General features: G+C 65.9%; 16 protein-coding genes. 8 read left to right on the top strand and 8 right to left on the bottom strand.

Annotation, left to right across the window (positions count from 1 at the left end; genetic code table 11):
* The first annotated feature begins 274 nt into the window (after positions 1 to 274).
* Together DA1_RS30020 and DA1_RS30015 are read left to right on the top strand one after the other, a co-directional pair.
* Positions 275 to 952 carry a hypothetical protein gene (locus DA1_RS30020; protein WP_230590791.1) on the top strand — a complete coding sequence of 226 codons (678 nt, stop codon included), beginning with the start codon at positions 275 to 277 and terminating at the stop codon, positions 950 to 952.
* A gap of 196 nt (positions 953 to 1,148) precedes the next feature.
* The gene (locus DA1_RS30015; RefSeq protein ID WP_080736869.1) at positions 1,149 to 1,469 is read left to right on the top strand and encodes a hypothetical protein; all 321 of its coding nucleotides are present in this window, start codon (positions 1,149 to 1,151) and stop codon (positions 1,467 to 1,469) included.
* Here the strand turns inward: DA1_RS30015 and DA1_RS23745 are convergent.
* The 5 genes from DA1_RS23745 to DA1_RS23725 form a co-directional block, all read right to left on the bottom strand.
* Positions 1,450 to 2,403 carry a LysR family transcriptional regulator gene (locus DA1_RS23745; protein WP_034393379.1) on the bottom strand — a complete coding sequence of 318 codons (954 nt, stop codon included), beginning with the start codon at positions 2,401 to 2,403 and terminating at the stop codon, positions 1,450 to 1,452. The genes DA1_RS30015 and DA1_RS23745 overlap by 20 nt on opposite strands.
* A gap of 167 nt (positions 2,404 to 2,570) precedes the next feature.
* Positions 2,571 to 3,734, bottom strand: a complete 1,164-nt coding sequence (locus DA1_RS23740) for an acyl-CoA dehydrogenase family protein (protein WP_013802491.1) — start codon at positions 3,732 to 3,734, stop codon at positions 2,571 to 2,573.
* A 57-nt stretch (positions 3,735 to 3,791) separates the two neighbouring features.
* Positions 3,792 to 4,187 carry a cupin domain-containing protein gene (locus DA1_RS23735; protein ID WP_034393376.1) on the bottom strand — a complete coding sequence of 132 codons (396 nt, stop codon included), beginning with the start codon at positions 4,185 to 4,187 and terminating at the stop codon, positions 3,792 to 3,794.
* Positions 4,172 to 5,476: a CaiB/BaiF CoA transferase family protein gene (locus DA1_RS23730; protein WP_080736868.1), complete on the bottom strand. Its 1,305-nt coding sequence runs from the start codon at positions 5,474 to 5,476 to the stop codon at positions 4,172 to 4,174. The genes DA1_RS23735 and DA1_RS23730 overlap by 16 nt, the downstream gene beginning before the upstream one ends.
* A gap of 11 nt (positions 5,477 to 5,487) precedes the next feature.
* Positions 5,488 to 6,471, bottom strand: coding sequence for a Bug family tripartite tricarboxylate transporter substrate binding protein (locus tag DA1_RS23725; protein WP_034393374.1), 984 nt, complete (start codon positions 6,469 to 6,471; stop codon positions 5,488 to 5,490).
* Positions 6,472 to 6,704: 233 nt separating this feature from the next.
* Between DA1_RS23725 and DA1_RS23720 the strand changes: the two genes are divergently transcribed.
* The 5 genes from DA1_RS23720 (at position 6,705) to DA1_RS23700 (ending at position 11,934) form a co-directional block, all read left to right on the top strand.
* The gene (locus DA1_RS23720; RefSeq protein WP_012205499.1) at positions 6,705 to 7,157 is read left to right on the top strand and encodes an SRPBCC family protein; all 453 of its coding nucleotides are present in this window, start codon (positions 6,705 to 6,707) and stop codon (positions 7,155 to 7,157) included.
* Positions 7,158 to 7,257: 100 nt separating this feature from the next.
* Positions 7,258 to 7,587, top strand: coding sequence for a cupin domain-containing protein (locus DA1_RS23715; protein WP_013802496.1), 330 nt, complete (start codon positions 7,258 to 7,260; stop codon positions 7,585 to 7,587).
* A 200-nt stretch (positions 7,588 to 7,787) separates the two neighbouring features.
* Positions 7,788 to 8,318: a sigma-70 family RNA polymerase sigma factor gene (locus DA1_RS23710; protein ID WP_051940748.1), complete on the top strand. Its 531-nt coding sequence runs from the start codon at positions 7,788 to 7,790 to the stop codon at positions 8,316 to 8,318.
* Positions 8,315 to 9,307 (top strand): FecR domain-containing protein, encoded by a 993-nt coding sequence (locus tag DA1_RS23705; protein WP_034393372.1) that lies wholly within the window; start codon positions 8,315 to 8,317, stop codon positions 9,305 to 9,307. The genes DA1_RS23710 and DA1_RS23705 overlap by 4 nt, the downstream gene beginning before the upstream one ends.
* 191 nt (positions 9,308 to 9,498) lie before the next feature.
* Complete coding sequence (locus tag DA1_RS23700) at positions 9,499 to 11,934, top strand: TonB-dependent siderophore receptor (RefSeq protein ID WP_232625587.1); 2,436 nt, start codon at positions 9,499 to 9,501, stop codon at positions 11,932 to 11,934.
* 9 nt (positions 11,935 to 11,943) lie between these two features.
* Here DA1_RS23700 and DA1_RS23695 read toward each other — a convergent pair whose 3' ends face one another.
* Together DA1_RS23695 and DA1_RS23690 are read right to left on the bottom strand one after the other, a co-directional pair.
* Positions 11,944 to 12,741 (bottom strand): hypothetical protein, encoded by a 798-nt coding sequence (locus DA1_RS23695; protein WP_373851554.1) that lies wholly within the window; start codon positions 12,739 to 12,741, stop codon positions 11,944 to 11,946.
* A 120-nt stretch (positions 12,742 to 12,861) separates the two neighbouring features.
* The gene (locus DA1_RS23690; RefSeq protein ID WP_034398526.1) at positions 12,862 to 14,373 is read right to left on the bottom strand and encodes an aminotransferase-like domain-containing protein; all 1,512 of its coding nucleotides are present in this window, start codon (positions 14,371 to 14,373) and stop codon (positions 12,862 to 12,864) included.
* A gap of 136 nt (positions 14,374 to 14,509) precedes the next feature.
* On the opposite strand from DA1_RS23690, the gene DA1_RS23685 reads away from it, so the two are divergent.
* Entirely contained in the window at positions 14,510 to 15,145 is a 636-nt protein-coding gene (locus DA1_RS23685; RefSeq protein WP_034393364.1) for a LysE family translocator, read from the top strand.
* Between the two features lie 27 nt (positions 15,146 to 15,172).
* Here the strand turns inward: DA1_RS23685 and mnmH are convergent, their stop codons facing one another.
* The gene (mnmH, locus tag DA1_RS23680; protein WP_034398524.1) at positions 15,173 to 16,237 is read right to left on the bottom strand and encodes a tRNA 2-selenouridine(34) synthase MnmH; all 1,065 of its coding nucleotides are present in this window, start codon (positions 16,235 to 16,237) and stop codon (positions 15,173 to 15,175) included.
* Between the last annotated feature and the right edge of the window lie 179 nt (positions 16,238 to 16,416).

The following is a 16,416-nucleotide window of genomic DNA, read 5'->3' as shown; positions in this document are numbered from 1 at the left end:
ATCAGCGCAAGCCTTGCTCATCAGGCCATCCGAATGCGTGTGTTTAGACCGTTGATCGTCAATTCACGTCAATTCCTAGGAAGTATCTTATTTTTCAGAACAAACAGAAAACGACAGCAGTCTGCACTTGATCTGAAAATGCGAAAGAACTTAGACTAATAGCGCCACTCACTGCCATATGGCAGCAAAGGCTTATTAACATTTCAGCACAGAGGGAACTATGCTAAGTAAAATTCTCACCGGATCCATACTTGTTCTCGGATCAATATCTGCAATGGCTCAAGATTTTTTGATAGGGAATGAGGAAATTGAAAAGAACGGCATGCCAATGGTCGCCAGAAGTATTTCTGGCAGCATGGCTGGAATGAATGGTACTGTGACCATAAATCTAGTCAAGCTATCAAATGGATCGTATCTCTACGAAACCACCAATCAAAATGATGAAGCAATTGAATTCAACAAGAGGTTGTGTGAAATATACGGAGACAAAAATCCAGAATCTCCTGGAAAAATGGTAATTGGTAGCGATGAAAGGAATATTCCCCTTCATTGTGAACCGGCTTCCCTTCAAAAGGAAATGTCATTTAAGCAACATTCCAACTACTATTACATGCCTGGTGGCCAATGGGACTACAGACCTGTTCTATCTCTAAGCTACGACCCTTACCCACGTGCTGGTTCATATACAAGAGTATCTGCAAGTGCAGGAGTTGACTTTTCTGTCGCGAGAGGTGGCGATCTTTCACTCGCCGTTGGAGTTCGAGGAATTCCAAATTGCTATAACAATGGTTTCACCATGGCTGGTAGCATTCCAGTAGCAAATTTGCAAGTCGCAGTTCTGTGCTACATGTACCCCCATTTGGCCGGCACAGGGGGAAAGGCCGTTTCTGCTCGAGCAGTTTCGGAAAGCAAATACTCGGCCAGTGAGAATGGGATAATGGAAATCTATTGAAGCAATAATAAACCAAGTGTATGACACCAGGAAGCCATGGTGCCTTCTTCAGCCTAAAACAGAAGAAAGTACCATGGCAACCCGTCTTTGATGATGGTGCCCGCACAACGCCGCACATCCGCGCATAATTCCAGCCAGTATCCGGCCATCAACGGCTTTGGCCAATTACTTCACAGGCCGCTGATATGAAAAAACCATGTCAAGATGCAGTTTTTTGCGCAGTTTGTTGGCTGGCGCATTCTTGCTGATCACCGCATGCGGGGACGCAAAAAACGCAACCGCTTGCGAAAACCATGACCTTAATCTGGTTCGAACGAATGTACTGAAAAAACTGAAAGAGAAGTTTCCTCAGTACGCATTCGATATCACCAAGGTGACGTTTTCTCCAGGAGAAAAAGTGCCTTTTTGGTACGTGGAGGCCATCACCCAATCGAATGGTAAGGAGCTGGTGGTTTTCGCCATGCACTACTGCGAAGGGTCTGTAGAGGTGACAGCCCTCAACCCCTACCACCCTTGACGGCGGTGGATGCCATCGCCCTCACCCTCTCAATGAAAGCCTGCAGCACCGCCGCAGGCTGGTCCGCCCGCCAGGCCATGACAGCGGGCGTCATGGCCTGCTGCGGACCGCGCAGCGGCACGAACACCACGCCGTTCATTCCCACGCGCTGCATGCAGCTGGGCACCAGGGCCACGCCCTGTTCTGCCGAGACCAGGGCCATGACGGTGAGCCACTGGCGCGCCGCGTGGCGTGTGTGGGGGTGGATGCCGGCCTGCTGCAGGCAGGCGATGACGTTGTCGTAGTTGGCCGGAGCCACTTCGCGGGCGAACATGACGAAGGTGTCGCGGGCCAGTTCGCGCAGGTCGATGGCGGGCTGCTGCGCCAGCGCATGCGTGGCGGGCAGGCAGCAGACAAAGGGTTCCTCGCCGATCGACAGGGTCTGCAGGCCGTCTGGCGGGGTGCCTATGTTGAGAAAGCCGCAGTCGATCTGGCCGCTGGCAATGGCCTGCAGTTGCTCGCGCGTGGACATTTCATGCAGGCAGACTTCGACCAGGGGGCGTTCTGCGCGGAAGGCGCGGCAGAAGTCGGGCACCTGGCGGTAGACCATGGAGCCGGTGATGCCCACGTCCAGCCGGCCCTGCATGCCTTCGGCCACGCCACGCACCACGTCAGCCGCATGCTGCAGCTGGGCGAGCACCTTGCGTGCCTCGACCAGAAAGGCCTCGCCCGCAGGGGTGAGGCGCACGTTCTTGGCGTCGCGGTCCATGAGGCTGGCCCCCAGGTCCTGCTCCAGGGTCTTGAGCGCCATGCTCAGCGGCGGCTGGGTGATGCACAGGCGCTGGGCCGCGCGGCCGAAGTGGCGTTCCTCGGCCAGGGCGACGAAATAGCGCAGCAGGTGGGTCTTCATGAGAGGCGGCGGATGAGGAGCAAGCGAGATGGCATCTTGCACCATGGCTACCTCTGAAATACAGATTGATAAATCATGGGACTTCAGATGGTTCGCAGCCACAAAACCCGCGCACCTCAACTTTGAGACACCGAGGAAGGGCCGCCCCGCACCGAGGGTGTCGTCCCCCTCCGCGCAGCGAGAAGGGGGAAGGCGCGAAGCGACTCAGGGGGTCAATACGATTTAGGCAAGCCCAATACCTTTTCGGCGATGAAGCACATGATCAATTGCGGGCTGACGGGCGCCAGGCGCGGGATCCAGGATTCGCGCATGTAGCGCTCCACGTGGTATTCCTTGGCGTAGCCCATGCCGCCGTGCGTGAAGATGGCGGTTTCGCAGGCCTTGGCGCAGGCTTCGGCCGCCAGGTATTTGGCGGCGTTGGCCTCGGCGCCGCAGGGCAGGCCCCTGTCGTAGAGGAAGGCGGCCTTTTGCACCATGAGGTGGGCCGCCTCAAGCCCCATCCAGGCCTGGGCGAGCGGGTGCTGTATGCCCTGGTTCTGGCCGATGGGGCGGTCGAAGACCACGCGCTCCTTGGCGTACTGGGTGGCTCGCGCCAGGGCTGCGCGGCCCAGGCCCACGGCCTCGGCGGCGATGAGGATGCGCTCGGGGTTGAGGCCGTGCAGGATGTACGAAAAGCCCTTGCCCTCTTCGCCGATGCGGTCCTCGGCGGGGATGCGCAGGCCGTCGATGAACAGCTGGTTGGTGTCCACGCATTTGCGGCCCAGCTTGTCGATCTCGCGCACCTCGATGCGTTCGCGGTCCAGGTCGGTGTAGAACAGGCTCAGGCCTTCCGTGCCCTTGCACTCTTCCACGGGCTTGGTGCGCACCAGCAGCAGGATCTTGTTGGCGACCTGGGCGGTGGAGATGAAGACTTTCTGGCCATGGACCACGTAGACGTCGCCATCGCGCACGGCGCGGGTCTGCAGCTTGAGGGTGTTGAGGCCCGCATTGGGCTCGGTGACTCCGAAGCACGCCTTGTCCGTGCCCGCGATCAGCGGGGGCAGCCAGCGGCGCTTTTGCTCGTCCGTGCCGAAGACGACGACGGGGTGCAGGCCGAAGATGTTCATGTGCACGGCCGAGGCGCCAGACAGGCCCGCGCCCGTGGCCGAGATGGTGTGCATCATCAGCGCCGCTTCGCTGATGCCCAGGCCGGCGCCGCCAAACTCTTCGGGCATGGCAATGCCCAGCCAGCCCGCGTCGGCCAGGGCCTTGTGGAAGTCGTGCGGGAAGCCGCCTTCATGGTCCTTGTGCAGCCAGTAGTCGGCATCGAAGGGTGCGCAGGCGCGCTCGACGGCGTCGCGTATCTGTTCCTGTTCTTCGTTCCACAGAAAGTCCATGGTGTGTTCTCCGTTGCTTGTTGCTGTTCGCTTGTTGTGTCTGTGGGGTGACGGCGCTCAGGCTGCCGGCCGGCGCACGCGCTCGGGGTTCTCTGCGTAAGGCGGGCTGTAGAAGACCAGCAGGCGCACGGGCTCGGCGCTGGTCACGCGGAAGATGTGCATGCAGTCCTCGGGGAAGAAGCAGGTGTCGCCGGGCTGCATGGCAAAGCGTTCCTTGCCGTCCGGGGTGTCGATTTCCACCTCGGCCGTGCCGGCCAGCAGGTAGCAGGCCTGCTCCATGCCGGGGTGGGCATGGGGCAGCGCGCCGCCGCCCTGCTCCAGCGTGCCCAGTACCAGCTCCATGTGGCGCGCACCCACGTTGGCGGCGCTGACCAGGCGCCGGTTGACGGTGCCGTGGTGGTTGGCGGGGCTGTAGCCGGGCACGTCTTGTTCGCGGATCAGGTAGCGGGGCATGGGCGGTTTCCTTCTGTTTGTGCCTGTGCTTGTGTTTGTGGTGGGGCGTCTTGCAGCGCGGCAGCCTGGCTGCAGGCGCGGCTGGCCTGCAGGGCGGCCAGTTCGGCCTCGGTCAGGCCCGCGTCGCGCAGCACCTGCAGGGTGTGTTCGCCCAGGCGCGGCGCGGGGGCGGCGCGTTCTGCGGGCGGCGTGGCGCTCCAGCGCGTGGGGCTGGCCGTGGTGCGCAACCGGCCTTCGCTGGGGTGGTCTATCTCGTGCACGAAGCCGGTGGCCTGGTGCTGGGGGTCGGCGATCAGATCCTCGGGCGAGGCCATGGGCATGTTGGGCACGTCGGCCGCGTCCAGCAGCGTGCGCCATTCGGCGGTGGTGCGCCCGGCCATCAGCCGCGAGACTTCGGCATAGACGGCATCGATGTGCAGCGCGCGCTGGCTGTGGGTGGCGAAGATGGGCTCGGCCATGCGCTCGGGCTGGCCTATGGCGTTGAAGAAGCTGTGCCAGTGCTTGTCGTTGTAGATGAGAACGCACAGGTGGCCGTCGCTGGTGCGATAGGGCCTGCGGTGGGCCGTGAGCAGGCGCGCATAGCCGGGGCCGCCCAGCTGCGGCTCGAACGACAGGCCCGCCATGTGGTCGCCCAGGATGAACTGGGTCATGGCCTCGAACATGGGCACGACCACGGCCTGGCCCCTGCCGGTCTTCTCGCGCGCATAGAGGGCGGCCGTGACGGCGTAGACGGCGTGCAGGCCGGTGACGCGGTCGCCCAGGGTCATGGGGGCATAGGCCGGCTCGCCGCCGCCGTATTGCTGCGCCAGCCAGGGCACGCCGGTGGCGCCCTGGATGAGGTCGTCATAGGCGGGCCGGGCCGCATGGGGGCCGCGCTGGTCGAAGCCGCAGCAGCTCACGTGGATGATGCGCGGGTTGCGCGCCGCCAAGTCCTCGTAGGCCAGGCCCAGACGTGCCATGGCCTGGGGCCGCACGTTGCTGACCAGCACGTCGCAGCCTTCGGCCAGGCGCAGTAGGGCCTCGCGCGCGGCGCCCTGCTTGAGGTCCAGCACCACGGAGCGCTTGCCCTGGTTGGCCTGCAGGAAGATGTGGCCCATGGCGGGGTTGCGCATGGGGCCGACGTGGCGCATGTTGTCGCCCTCGGGCGATTCGACCTTGATCACCTCGGCCCCCAGGCCCGCAAGGATCTGGGTGGCAAAGGGGCCCATGACCACCGAGGTCATGTCCAGCACCTTCACTCCGGCAAGAGGGCCTTGCTGTCCCTGCTGCCCCTGCTGCGCTTCTTGCATGCCGGTCTCCCTCACTGCGTCTCGATGCCGGCCTGCTTGACCAGTTGCCCCCAGCGGGCCATCTGGTCCTTCACATAGGTGGCGAACTCGGCGGGCGTGGCCGTGGGCCAGACCTCGAAGCCGACCTGGGCCAATTGCTCCTGCACGGCCTTGTCCTTGAGGATCGCCTGCAGCTCGGTGTTCAGCCGCTCGGTGATCTCGGCCGGCATGCCGGCCGGGCCGAAGATGCCGTTCCACGAGGTGATGTCGAAGCCCGGCAGCGTCTTGCCGATGGCCGGCACATTGGGCAGCAGGGTGGAGCCCTTGGCCGCCGTGACGGCCAGGGTGCGAACGCGGTCGGTCTTGATCGTGCCCCAGGCCGAGCCCAGGTCGGCCACGTAGACCTGGATCTGGTTGCCCATGAGGTCGGTCAGCGCCTGGGGGCTGGACTTGTAGGGCACCGAGGTGATCTGGGCGTGCGTGACGTACTTGAAGGTCTCCGAGGCCACCAGCGAGGTGCTGTTGGGCGTGCCGTAGGACAGGCGGTCGGGATTGGCCTTGGCGTAGTCGATGAGTTCCTGCACGGTCTTGGCGGGAACGGAGGGGTGGACCAGCAGCGCGAACGGCAGCTCGCCCACGCGCGCCACGGGCGTGAAATCCTTGACGGGGTCGTACTTCAGGCCCTTGACCAGCCAGGGGTTGGCCGAGTGCGAGGTGTTGGTGGTCATGAACAGCGTGTAGCCGTCCGGCTTGGCCTTGGCCACATGGTTGGCGGCAATCTGGGCATTGGCGCCGGCCTTGTTGTCCACGATCACGGGCTGCTTGAGCCGCTCGCCCAGCCGGGTAGCCACCAGGCGCGCCACGGCGTCCGTGCCGCTGCCGGCCGCGAACGGCACGACCAGGGTGATGGGATTGGAGGGGTAACCCCCCTGCGCCAACACGGAGGGCGCGGCCACGGCCGCAATGGTGCTGATAGCGCCAAGGGCCAGGGCCCTGCGCAACGGGGAATGCTTCATTTGCTTGTCTCCTGTTTCCTATCCTGTTTCCTATGGAAGGCGGCGCTGTGTGTCCAGCGCTCGCCGCCATGGTGCGGGTGTCAATGATTCAAGTCCAATTCTTTAAAACCAATCAAGGATTCGATTTATGAATCATTGAATCCCGCCTCAGCCTCCAGGTCCCGCCTCTTGCACACGGACTGCATCGGTGCGAGGCTGGCAGCCTTGCACGACACCACGCCAAGGAGTTCCGCATGTCACACACCGTCCACACCATCCGGCTGCACCGCGTCCTCAAGGCGCCGCCTCAGCGCGTGTACCAGGCCTTCACCACGGCCGCTGCCCTGGCCAAATGGCTGCCGCCCCACGGCTACATCTGCGAGGTGCCCGAGTTCGACGCCCGGGTCGGCGGGCGCTACCGCATGGCCTTCGTCAATCTGTCCACGGGCGGGCGCAGCGGCTTCGGCGGGGAGTTCCTGGACCTGGAACCTGGCCGGCTGGTACGCCATACCGACCGCTTCGACGACCCGCAACTGCCTGGCGAGATGATCACCACCATCACGCTGCGCGAGGTGTTCTGCGGCACTGAAATGGATGTGACCCAGGAAGGCGTGCCCGCCGTCATTCCCGCCGAGGCCTGTCACCTGGGCTGGCAGGAGTCTCTGCAGTTGCTGACCCTGCTGGTGGAGGCCAGCGTGCCGGGCTGAGACCCTGCACAAGCCCCTGCTGTCACACAGCTGCGGTTGATGGATTGCGGTGCTTCGGAGGACAATGGCAGTATTGCCCGCCAACGCCCGGAGGTCCGCCATGGCCACCCCCTTTGCACTGACCGCTCAAGCCATCGATGTCCTGCCGTTTGGTGCGCGGCTGGCGGGCGCCCGGACCTGCGCCCTGTTCAAGTCCCAGGACATGGAGGTCATCCGCGTGGTGCTGCGCGCCAGCCAGTCGCTGCCGCCGCACAAGGTGCCGGGCAGCGTCAGCCTGCACTGCCTGGAAGGCGAGCTGGAGGTGATGCTCGGCGAAAGCCGCCAGTCCCTGCAGGCCGGCCAGCTGATGCACCTGCCGGCCAACATGGCGCATGCGGTACGCGCCATCGAAGACACCTCCGCTCTGGTCACCATCGTTCTGTGCAGCTGAACGGCTGACGCGGAACATGCAGCCTCGCGCGCGGCCTGCCCGCGTGCGAATGGTTGTGCCTGCGCCTCATTTGCGATTCATTCTCATTACCAAATCTATAATCACGCCTTTCTCGTTAGCTCACGCCATGGACGCAGCCGCCGCCGGCCCTTCGCAATGCATGACGAGCCCCGTGATTGCATTCGTTGAATGGACGCTCCATGGACGCGCAGATTTCCCAGTCCGCCAAGGCGGCAACCAGCGTGGAAAGCCTGTACCACAGCCACCAGAACTGGCTGCAGGGCTGGTTGCGGCGCCGGTTGGGCGACTCCTTCGACGCGGCCGACATGGCGCAGGACGTGTTCATGCGCCTGCTCACCCGCCAACCCGGCCCTGACGCAACCGGCCTGCGCCAGCCCCGCGCCTACCTGAGCACCATTGCCCATGGCCTGCTGGTGGACCACTGGCGCCGCCGCGAGCTGGAACGTGCCTGGCTGGAGACCCTGGCCCTCATGCCCGAGGCGCAGGCCCCTTCGCCGGAAAGCCGGCTGATCTTCCTGGAAACCCTGGTCGCCATAGACCGCATGCTGGATGCCTTGAAGCCCCGGGTGCGCAGCGCCTTTCTGTGGGCGCAGTTGGAAGGACTCACCTGCCCGCAGATCGCCGAACGACTGGGCGTGTCCCTGGCCACGGCCGAGCGCTACATTGCCACGGCCCTGCGCCACTGCTACGCACTGCGCTTCGGGGCATGAGCAGCGATCTTTCGCCCGGCCTGATCGACGAAGCCATCCAGTGGTCCGTACGGCTGGACTTCAACACGCCCAGCCCCGCCACACGGCAGGCCTTCGAGCAATGGCTGCATGCGCAGCCCGCCCACGCCCTGGCCTGGGATCGGGTGCAATCACTGAGGACCGACTTTGGCCGCATGCCGCAACGCCTGGCACTGGACACGCTGGATGCAGCGCAGCGCATGCGCCAGTCCCGCAGCGTCTCGCGCCGCCGCGCCCTCAAGCTGCTGTCCTTGTCCGGAATCGCCACGGCAACGGGCTGGATGGCCTACAGCCACACGCCTTGGCAGCGCCTGCTGGCCAGCGCCAGCACCTCGGTGGGCGAGCAGCGCACCGTCAGGCTGGACGATGGCAGCACCATCGTGCTCAACACGGACACGGCCATCCGCACGGAGCTGGACCCGCAGCAGCGCCTGGTGGTGCTCAGCCGTGGGGAAATCCTGGTGACCACGGGCGCCGACGAGACTGCACCCGGCCACCGGCCCTTCAGGGTGCGCACGCCGTTTGGCGATCTGCAGGCCCTGGGCACGCGCTTTGTGGTCAGGCTGCACAAGCATCGGGCCCTTGTCAGCGTGCAGGAAGGCGCCGTACGGCTGACGCCTGCAAAGGCCGCCGACAGCGCCGCACGGCAAACGGCGATGCCCGGCTCGCCGTGGTGGCTGTCGGCCGATGCCAGTACCCCGGCACCTCACCCGGACTTTGGTGCGGACGACTGGGCAGATGGCGTGATGGCAGGCCGGGCCATCCGCCTGGGTGACCTTCTGGCGGAACTGGGGCGCTACCGCCATGGGCACATCAGTTGCGATGATCGCGTGGCAGGCCTGCGCCTGTCGGGCACCTTCCATGTGCGCCAGACCGAGCAGGTGCTGCAGCTCATCGCGCAGACGCAGCCCGTGAGCATCAGCCGGCGCACGCGCTGGTGGGTTCATGTGGGGCCGGCATCCGGCCAGTGATTTCCACTTTTTTTCAGAAAAAGTGAGGGGATCCGGATTTTTGTACGGCCTGGGAATGAGTCCTTCAATCCTTTCCCGTATTCCATCCAGGAGAACCCAGCATGTCCCGTCATCACCCGCCCAGGCCCGGTAGCCAACCGCAGTGGCGTCCCCGCCCGCTTGTCACCCTTGTGCAAGCCGCCGTCATCGGCATGGCGATGTCGACCCTGGCGCCTGCAGGCGCAGCATGGGCGCAGACGGCCACAGGCCAGGCCGGAGCGCTCACGCGCGATTTCAGCATTGCAGCAGGTCCGCTCGATGCGGCACTGGATCGCTTCTCCCGCGCAGCGGGCGTCAGCCTGTCCTATGACCCGGCACTGGTGGCGGGCCTGCGCACGGGCGGGCTGACCGGCAGCCACGGCGTGTCTGCCGGGTTGCAGCAACTGCTGGCGGGCAGCGGCGTGGCAGCCGTGCAGCAGCCTGGCGGAGGCTTTTCACTGAAGGCTGCCGCGCCCTTGCCTGCTGCGGCAGGCCCCACCCCACCGTCTTCCGCCAGCACGCTGCAAACCGTCAATGTGACGGCCGATGCGGAGCGCAGCAGCGCCACGGAAGGCACGGGCTCATACACCACGCCCAGCATGGCCAGCGCCACGGGGCTGAACCTGTCGCAGCGCCAGACGCCGCAGTCCGTGAGCGTGGTGACGCGCCAGCAAATGGATGACTTCCACCTGAGCACCCTGCAGGACATTGCCAAGGTCACGCCCGGGCTGTACGCCAAGAATCCGGCCGTGACCGATTCGGAGTCCACCTTCTACGCGCGCGGATTTGCGCTGGAGCATGTGAATGTGGACGGCCTGCCGCTGGACGTGACGGGCTTCAATTCGCGCAATGTCTCGGCCGACCTGCTGATGTATGACCGCGTGGAGGTGGTGCGCGGCGCCACGGGCCTGATGGATGGCGTGGGCGCGCCTTCGGGCTCGGTCAACCTGGTGCGCAAGCGCCCTACGGCCCAGCCGCTGCTCAATGCCACGCTGGGCCTGGGCAGCTGGAACAACCGCCAGGCCTCGCTGGACGCAAGCCGTGCGCTCAATGCCAGCGGCAGCGTGCGCGCTCGCGTGGTGGGCGGCTGGCGCGACAGCGACAGCTTTGTCGATGTCACCAACACCCGCAATGCCAGCCTGTACGGCATCGTGGAAGCGGACCTCACGCCCGACTCCACGCTGGGCCTGGGCGCCTACCGCCAGCGCACGCGCACCAAGGGCGTGTTCACGGGCCTGCCCACCCTGCCCGATGGCGGCCACATGGACCTGCCGCACTCCACCTTCCTCAACAACGCGGAGTCTTTCCAGAACCGCGACAACGATGGCGTGTTCGTTGATCTGGAGCAGCGCCTGCGCAACGGCTGGACGGTCAAGCTGGGCATCAACCATGTCGAGGCCGATTCCGACATCCGAAATACCACCAACAGCCGCTTCGCGGGATCGACCACACAGCTGGAGCAGTCCGAGACGGGCTGGCGCTACGGCACACGCCAGACCGTGGCCGACCTGCGCGCCCGGGGCCCGGTCAAGTGGTTCGGGCGCACGCACGAGATCGCCGTGGGCGCCAGCTACCGCAATGACAGCTCGCGTGCGGCCGAGACCTGGGGGTCGTCGGCCTCGCGCATCGTCGACATTGCGAACTGGAATCCCTACTCCGCGCCCTGGACCGGCTCAGTGCCTGCCAATGGCGACCTGTGGGGCCGCAAGACGCGCGAAAAAGCCATCTACGCCAGCGGCAACTTCAGCCTGGCCGATCCGCTGCACCTGATTCTGGGCGGGCGTCTGGGCTGGTACGAGCAGGACACGACGGGCTGGTACACCGGCACGCCCAACTGGAAGCGCAGCCTGGACGAGAGTGCCAAGTTCGTTCCCTATGCGGGCCTGGTCTATGACGTGGATGACAGGCATTCGGTCTATGCCAGCCTGACACAGAGCTACCAGCCCCAAAGCTCGATGGACGTGCGGGGCAACACCCTGGACCCGATGACAGGCACCAACTACGAGCTGGGCGCCAAGGGCGAGTACTTTGAAGGGCGACTCCATGCCAGCGCCTCGGTGTTCCGCATCACGCAACGCAACCGTGCCGTGCGTGACGATGCCAATTGCCCCACCAGCGGCGCCATCAGTTGCTTTCGCGCGGCGGGCGAGATCCAAAGCGATGGCCTGGAGTTGCAGCTGTCCGGACTGCTGCAGCCCGGCTGGCAGGTTTCGGCCGGCTACACCTATGTGCGGGCGCGCTACACCAAGGACCGGATTGCCACCAACATCGGCCAGCGCGTGAGCACCGACGAGCCCCAGCACCTGCTCAAGCTCTACACCAGCTATCGCCTGCCCGGCGAGTACGGGCGCTGGAGCCTGTACGGATCGCTGCATGCGCAAAGCAAGATGTTCCGCCGCGAAACCGGCTTCGAGACCACGCAGCGCAGCTACGCCCTGCTGGGCCTGGGCGTGGGCTACCAGGTCAATGCCAATGCCCATGTGCAGCTGAGCGTGGACAACCTGCTGGACCGCCGCTACTACCAGGATCTTGGCTATTCATGGTCGGGGGGCCTGGCGCGCTACGGGGCACCGCGCTCGGTGGCCGTGACGCTCAGCTACAGGCTCTGAGGCCGCGCCTCAACGCACGGGCAGGAACTGCATGAAGGGCCCCGCCACCAGCCCCTGCCCGTAGCCGATGAAGGAGCGCCTGTAGCGCTCGGTGGTGTAGTTGGCGATCAGGTCCAGCCGGCCGATGATCTTGCCCATCTCGCGCTCGAAGCTCAGGTTGCGCGCGTCGTCGCCCAGGTGGTTGGACAGCAGCAGCGGCCCGCCTGCGGCATTGCGCCGTGAGTTGAGTATCCAGTTGGCCACTTCCACGTTGCGTGCGGCGTTGTAGATCAGCTGCGGGTCCAGCCCATGGACCAGGGTGAAGCTGGTGCGCCCGCCGTGGGCGGTGATGATGGTGTCGGCCAGCGCATGGACGAAGGCGGCCACGCGGTCGCCCTTGAAGTCGGGCTGCAGCGCCAGCGAGAGTGCGGCCACGTCCTGGGCACCGTGCAGGTCGGCCCAGGGCTGGCGCTCGGTGATGGCAATGCGCACGTAGGCGGATGCGGCCTCGCGGCTTTCGGCGGTTTTCTTCCATTCGGCCGGGTTGCGCAGGTAGAGCTTGTCCATGATGCGCATCAGGCTGTCCAGGTTCTCCTTCATGGCCAGCGTGGCCATGCGGTTGCTGTCGGACTGCACGATTTCGCTGGGCTCGAACGAGGCACCCTCCACCTTGCCGCGCGGCGCGGGCGTGTCGGCACAGCCCGCTGTCAGCAGCAGCGCCAGCACCGGCGCCAGGCGGCGCGCCGCGCCGCCTCCCGGTCGGGGCCGGCTGTCGTTCACCCCGGCTCTGCGGCCGGCCTCCCCTGGCAAGACAAGCTCAATAGTCATCCCGGAACGATAGCAGCGCGCTACCGGGGCGCCGAGGCCCGATGCCATGTCTTACATGCCCTGGCGCCGGCAGCGTCAACCTCCCGTCAGGCAGCGTTGCTGCACCATCCAGTCATCCACTCATCCACCACCGCCCCGGTGCTGCGCCAGCAGGTGGCCGAGGATCTTCCAGGTCTGGGGCTGCTCCACCATGGGCACGGGAATGCGCAGCATGCTGCCCGCGGCCTGCCTGGGCGAAAACAGCAGGCCCGGTGCCAGCAGCAGGCCCTGCGGCGCGGCATGGCGTGCCAGCACCTCCGAGTCCACGCCGCAATCCACCCAGGCGAACATGCCGGCCTGCGGTTCGTGCGGGGCGCGGCAGTCCAGGGCTTCGAGCATGCGCAGGCAGCGGTTGCGCGCGCGGTCCACGCGCTCGCGCAGGCGGTCCACATGTTTGCGGTACTGGCCATCGGCCAGCACGCGGTGCACCACCTGCTCGCCCGGCAGCGCCGTGGTCAGCCCGCCCAGCAGCTTGAGGTCGGTCAGCCGCCGTATCAGGTCGGTGTGTGCCGCGACATAGCCCACGCGCAGGCTGCCGGCCAGGGTCTTGGAGTAGCCGCCCACCAGGAGCACGCGCTGCAGCCGGTCCATGGCGGCCAGGCGCACGGGCACGCCGGGCAGGAAGTCGGAGTAGGTGTCGTCCTCGGCCAGGTAGAAGTCGTGGCGCTCGGCAATGCGCAGCACCTCGTGGGCCACGCCGGCCGACAGGGTCTGGCCAGTGGGGTTGTGCACGGCCGTGTTCAGGATGAAAAGCCGGGGCTGGTGCTGGCGGGCCAGCCGCTCCAGCGCCTCCACATCGGGGCCGCCGGGCAGGCGGGGCACGCCGACCACGTTCACGCCCAGGGCGTTGAGCCGGCCGAAGATGAGGAACCAGCCGGGGTCTTCCACCAGCACCGTATCGCCGGGCCGCACCAGGCTGCGCACGATCAGGTCCAGGCCCTGGGTGACGCCGGCCACGGTCATCAGGTGGGCCTCGGGGTGGGCGGGCACGTCCTGGGCCTGCAGCACCGAGGCGATCTGCTGGCGCAGCGGCAGGTAGCCCTGGGGCACGCCGTAGGTCAGCAGGCTGGTGCCCGTACTGCGGCCCACGGCGCGCAGGGCCGAGGCCAGCATCTCCTGGTCCAGCCATTCCGGCGGCAGCATGCCCGCGCCACCCGAGTGCTCCATGCCCTCGCGGAACATGCTGCGCAGCAAAAAGGCGGTATCGAAGGCCGCGCCCTGCTCCAGCGTAGGCAGGGCATCGCTGGCCCGGGGCGCCGCCTGGGCCGCGCGCCGGGCGCTGACGAAGACGCCCGAGCCGCGCCGCGAATGCACCAGGCCCTGGGCGGCCAGCCGGTCATAGGCCTGCACCACGGTGTCGCGGCTCACGGCCGCCTCTTGCGCCAGCGCACGCACGGAAGGCAGGCGCGATCCCGCGCGCAGGCCGTGGTGGCGGATCAGGCCGCCGTAGTGGTCCACCAGTTGGTCCACCAGCGAGAGGTCGGAGGACCGCAGCGGACGCCAGGGCGCAGCGGCCTGGAAAGCCGTATCGGAGGATGCGCGCGGTGCCTGCGGTGTATTTGGCGTGGCGGCGGGATCAAGTGTCAGGGTCATGATGGCAGGCCAGTTGGCAAATTGTTCTGGCAAAGTGTACTGCTACTGTACCGATAACTGCCACCAACTGCGATTAGCATGGCCTGACGGCGCCGCGGCCTGCGGCATGCGCAGACAGGGCGCCGGATTCCCTGTCATGCCTGTTGCCACCATGCCCTTCGATACCGCCCAAACCTCGTTCCTGCTGCCGCTGGCCATGTTCTCCTTCGTCAGCTCCGTCACGCCCGGCCCCAACAATGTGATGCTGACGGCCTCGGGCGCCAGCTTCGGCTACCGCCGCACGGTGCCCCACATGCTGGGCATCACCATGGGCGTGGTGGTCATGGTGCTGCTGGTGGGCGCGGGCCTGGGCGCGGTGTTCGAGCGGCTGCCGGTGATCTACACCGCGCTCAAGTACCTGGGCGCGGCCTACCTGGTCTGGCTGGCCTGGAAGATCGCGGGCAGCGGCGGCATTGACGGCGGCAACGCGGGTGCCCGGCCCTTCGGGTTCTGGCAGGCGGCGGCCTTCCAGTGGGTCAACCCCAAGGCCTGGATCATGGCCATCGGCGTGATTGCCACCTACACGCCGCGCGAGGATTTCTTCATCAACCTGGTGCTGGCCGCGCTGGTGCTGGGCATCGTGAACTATCCCAGCGTCAGCGTCTGGACGCTGTTCGGCAGCGCCGTGGGGCGCGCGCTGCGCTCGCCGCAGGCACTGCGCCGCTTCAACTGGGGCATGGCGGCCCTGCTGCTGCTGTCGCTGTACCCGGTGCTGGCAGATTCACACGCCTGATTCAAACGCCTGATCCACGCGGCTGCTTCATGCGGCCGATGCCGCATCCAGCGCCAGTATCTGCTGCGCCAGCGCGGCGATGCCGGCCTCGCTGAGGTCGTCGGCCTGCACCCTGCGGCGCGTGCTCCACTGCGTGAAATGCCGCTCCTGCGAGCGCTCGTAGTGCGGGTCGTAGTGCTGGGCCATGAGCTCGGAGAACAGCGGCGAGAGACTGCGCTCATGCGCCCAGCCCTGCCAGCGCGAGATGGTCTCCTTGCCCTGCAGCTCCTTGAGCCAGCCCAGCTTGTCGGCCAGCATCTGCGGATCGTCGCCCAGGTAGGAGTAGTCGCGCAGCAGGTAGGCCAGGCGCGCCTCGGGCGTGGCATCGAGCGCAATCACGGGCGACTGGCGCATGTGCTCGACCAGCACCAGCGGCAGGGACACGCGGCCGATCTTGGCGCTCTCGCCTTCCACGTACACGGTGCGCGACGGATCGAAACTCTCCAGCTGCTGGGCCAGCAGCGTCTCGAAGTATTTCTGGCTGGGCTGCTCCACCCCAGGCAGGTTGCCCAGCAACGAGCCCTTGTGGCTGGCATAGCCCTCCAGGTCCAGCACCTGCTCGCCGGCCTCGGCCAGGGCATGCAGCACCCGGGTCTTGGCGCTGCCGGTGGCGCCGCACAGCACCTGCAGGCGCAGCTGGGGCACCAGGCGGTCGATCAGCTCGATCACATGGCCGCGATAGGACTTGTAGCCGTTGGCCAGTTGCTGCGCATCCCAGCCGACCAGGCGCAGCCAGGTGACCATGGAGCCGCTGCGCAGGCCGCCGCGCCAGCAGTAGACCAGCGGCTTCCAGTTGGCGGGCTTGTCGGCGAAGGTTTCCTGCAGATGGCGCGCCAGATTGGCCGAGACCATGGCCGCGCCCAGGCGCTTGGCCTCGAAGGGGCTGACCTGCTTGTAGATGGTGCCGATCCGGGCGCGCTCCTCGTTGTCGAGCACGGGGCAGTTGATGGCGCCGGGAATGTGGTCCTGCGCGAATTCGGCAGGCGAGCGGGCGTCGATCAGGGTGTCGAACTGGTGGCGGTCGGCGATGCGGATGGGCTGGCGGTGGGACACGGGCAAACGGTGATCTGGCGATCATGCGGGAGGCAGAAACAACCGGCGCCATGGCCTCGGGGGCTCATGGGCCGGCACCGGAACCAGGAAAGTGGATCGAGCCTCGACACGCACCGGCCCGCCCCGCTTCGCGCCCTGCTTGCGCGAGCCGGGCATGCGGCCGACCTTGGAAGCGGGGA

The organism is Delftia acidovorans NBRC 14950, assembly GCF_001598795.1.
Taxonomy (GTDB): domain Bacteria; phylum Pseudomonadota; class Gammaproteobacteria; order Burkholderiales; family Burkholderiaceae_C; genus Comamonas; species Comamonas acidovorans.
Note: the sequence above shows the minus strand (reverse complement) of the source record. Positions and strands in the feature narration are given on the sequence as shown.

Coding starts and splice junctions, on each gene's coding strand:
- DA1_RS30020 (WP_230590791.1), top strand. CDS start 275: ATGGCTCAAGATTTTTTGATAGGGAATGAGGAAATTGAAAAGAACGGC.
- DA1_RS30015 (WP_080736869.1), top strand. CDS start 1,149: ATGTCAAGATGCAGTTTTTTGCGCAGTTTGTTGGCTGGCGCATTCTTG.
- DA1_RS23745 (WP_034393379.1), bottom strand. CDS start 2,403: ATGGTGCAAGATGCCATCTCGCTTGCTCCTCATCCGCCGCCTCTCATG.
- DA1_RS23740 (WP_013802491.1), bottom strand. CDS start 3,734: ATGGACTTTCTGTGGAACGAAGAACAGGAACAGATACGCGACGCCGTC.
- DA1_RS23735 (WP_034393376.1), bottom strand. CDS start 4,187: ATGCCCCGCTACCTGATCCGCGAACAAGACGTGCCCGGCTACAGCCCC.
- DA1_RS23730 (WP_080736868.1), bottom strand. CDS start 5,476: ATGCAAGAAGCGCAGCAGGGGCAGCAGGGACAGCAAGGCCCTCTTGCC.
- DA1_RS23725 (WP_034393374.1), bottom strand. CDS start 6,471: ATGAAGCATTCCCCGTTGCGCAGGGCCCTGGCCCTTGGCGCTATCAGC.
- DA1_RS23720 (WP_012205499.1), top strand. CDS start 6,705: ATGTCACACACCGTCCACACCATCCGGCTGCACCGCGTCCTCAAGGCG.
- DA1_RS23715 (WP_013802496.1), top strand. CDS start 7,258: ATGGCCACCCCCTTTGCACTGACCGCTCAAGCCATCGATGTCCTGCCG.
- DA1_RS23710 (WP_051940748.1), top strand. CDS start 7,788: ATGGACGCGCAGATTTCCCAGTCCGCCAAGGCGGCAACCAGCGTGGAA.
- DA1_RS23705 (WP_034393372.1), top strand. CDS start 8,315: ATGAGCAGCGATCTTTCGCCCGGCCTGATCGACGAAGCCATCCAGTGG.
- DA1_RS23700 (WP_232625587.1), top strand. CDS start 9,499: ATGGCGATGTCGACCCTGGCGCCTGCAGGCGCAGCATGGGCGCAGACG.
- DA1_RS23695 (WP_373851554.1), bottom strand. CDS start 12,741: ATGACTATTGAGCTTGTCTTGCCAGGGGAGGCCGGCCGCAGAGCCGGG.
- DA1_RS23690 (WP_034398526.1), bottom strand. CDS start 14,373: ATGACCCTGACACTTGATCCCGCCGCCACGCCAAATACACCGCAGGCA.
- DA1_RS23685 (WP_034393364.1), top strand. CDS start 14,510: ATGCCTGTTGCCACCATGCCCTTCGATACCGCCCAAACCTCGTTCCTG.